Here is a 2218-nt window from a genome sequence, read left to right on the forward strand (position 1 = left end):
TAATACATGGACTCCTGGAAATGAATACATGCCTATTCCACAAGGAGAGCTTGACAACAATCCAAACTTGTCTCCAAATTCAGCTAATAATTAAATGCTGTTTTAGATTTAAAAAGTGCATTCCAAATTTAAAATCCTTGGGATGCACTTACCTTTATTTATGCACTAACTATTAATAACCCAAAACCATGAATGACAAGATATATACCAGTTACTTTCCATTATTGTTGACCAAAAAAAAATGGAGGGCTGTTGCAATTTGTTGGGGTCTTATGTTTTTTTTGGTTTTTCTCACTAATGCACAAGAATATATCGATGAAGTTCCTGTTCATGATCCTGTCATGATAAAAACTGATGGCACTTACTATCTTTTTGCCACTGGACGTGGTATTGCAGTATGGTCCTCGCCTGATATGGAGCAATGGAAAAAAGAGGCTCCGGTTTTTTCAGAATCACCTAGTTGGGCCTTGAGTATTAATCCAGAATTCAAAAATCACATTTGGGCTCCTGATATTACTTTCCACAATGGTCAGTACTACCTTTATTATTCTGTGTCAGCTTTTGGGAAAAACACCTCTGCCATTGGTTTAACTGTTAACAAAACTTTAGATCCGTCATCCCCGGATTTTAAATGGGAAGACCAAGGAATCGTCATTCAATCCGTTCCAGGAAGAGATCTTTGGAATGCCATAGATCCAAACTTGTTATTTGACGATGAGGGAACTCCATGGTTTAATTTTGGTTCTTTCTGGAATGGAATGAAACTGGTCAAATTAGGCGATGACCTCAAAACTGTTCAAAATGGTCCTGAAGATTGGTATACCATTTCCAGAAGGGAAAGGAGTTTTGAGCGGGATGATAGAAATGCCGGTGATGGGGCAGTTGAAGCACCTTTCATCTTCAAAAAGAATGGTTGGTATTACCTATTTGTTTCCTTTGACTATTGCTGTAGAGGCGTGAACAGTACATACAAGATTGTGGTAGGTCGATCAAAGGATATTAAGGGTCCTTATCTTGACAAGGAGGGCAATAGCATGTTTGAGGGTGGTGGTTCACTCATAGTTGAAGGAAATGAAAGCTGGCATGGGGTGGGGCACAATTCAGCCTACACATTTGGCGATAAAGATTACCTTATTTTTCATGGCTATGACGCTCATGATGAAGGGAAATCCAAATTATTGATCAGAGAAATGAAATGGAACAGCGATGAATGGCCTATAGTTAAACTTGAAAAATGAATTTAAAAAACCCTATATTTTGAAATATGGACTTTAATAAGATAATATTAGGATTGGCCCTTTGGGGTCTCTTGGCAGGCTTTGGTTCTGAGGCTTTTGCTCAAAATGCAAGGATCAAAATTGACCTAGATAGAAAAATCGGAGAAGTTAATAAAATGATCTACGGAAATTTTGTTGAACACCTTGGTAGATGTGTGTATGGAGGAATTTATGATCCCGGTAATCCTCTTTCTGATGAAAATGGGTTCCGATTGGATGTATTGGAGGCTGTCAAAGGTCTAAATGTGACGCTTACAAGATACCCCGGAGGCAATTTTGTCTCCAATTATAATTGGTTAGATGGTGTAGGTCCAAAAGTGGATCGTCCTTCTAGATTGGAATTGGCTTGGAATAGGCTTGAATCCAATCAATTTGGCACCAATGAATTTATGGATTATGCAAAACTTATGGGAACAGAACCTTATTTTGCAGTCAATTTAGGGACAGGTACCATACAGGAAGCCCAACATTGGGTTGAATATACTAATGTTGAATCAGGTCCATATTATGCCGAACTTCGGAAAAAACATGGATATGATAAACCTCACAAAATTACCTATTGGGGTTTGGGAAATGAGATGGATGGACCTTGGCAGATGGGACACTTAAATGCTGAGGATTATGCAAAAAAAGCAAGAGAAGCAGGCAAATTAATGAAATTGACAGATCCTTCGATCAAATTAGTTGCGGCTGGTTCCTCTAATTTCTATCCAGGATCCAACCCAATGCATTGGAACAGAGTCGTCATAGATGAATTGAAAAATGTAGTGGATTACCTTGCACTTCACATGTATGTGGGGAATGTGGATGATAACTATTACGCATTTGTTGCTTCCCCTTTGGTTCTGGAAGAAAGGACAAAATTAGTATCAGGCATGATTGACGAAGCAATGTCGAGGGCCAATAGAGGTGATAGAGACCCTATTTACATCGCTTGGGAC

At 38.8% G+C, this 2218-nt stretch carries 1 protein-coding gene and 1 pseudogene; both read left to right on the plus strand.

The window, feature by feature from the left end:
• Positions 1-188: 188 nt before the first annotated feature.
• Positions 189-1238 (plus strand): arabinan endo-1,5-alpha-L-arabinosidase, encoded by a 1050-nt coding sequence (locus ACEW8O_RS19735; RefSeq protein ID WP_373496347.1) that lies wholly within the window; start codon positions 189-191, stop codon positions 1236-1238.
• Between the two features lie 26 nt (positions 1239-1264).
• Positions 1265-2218 (plus strand): annotated as a pseudogene (locus tag ACEW8O_RS19740) (alpha-N-arabinofuranosidase); the annotation flags it as partial.

Source organism: Aquiflexum sp., assembly GCF_041749095.1.
GTDB lineage: Bacteria > Bacteroidota > Bacteroidia > Cytophagales > Cyclobacteriaceae > Aquiflexum.

Excerpts from the sequence above, each read along its gene's own strand:
- ACEW8O_RS19735 (WP_373496347.1), top strand. The coding sequence starts at position 189 with ATGAATGACAAGATATATACCAGTTACTTTCCATTATTGTTGACCAAA.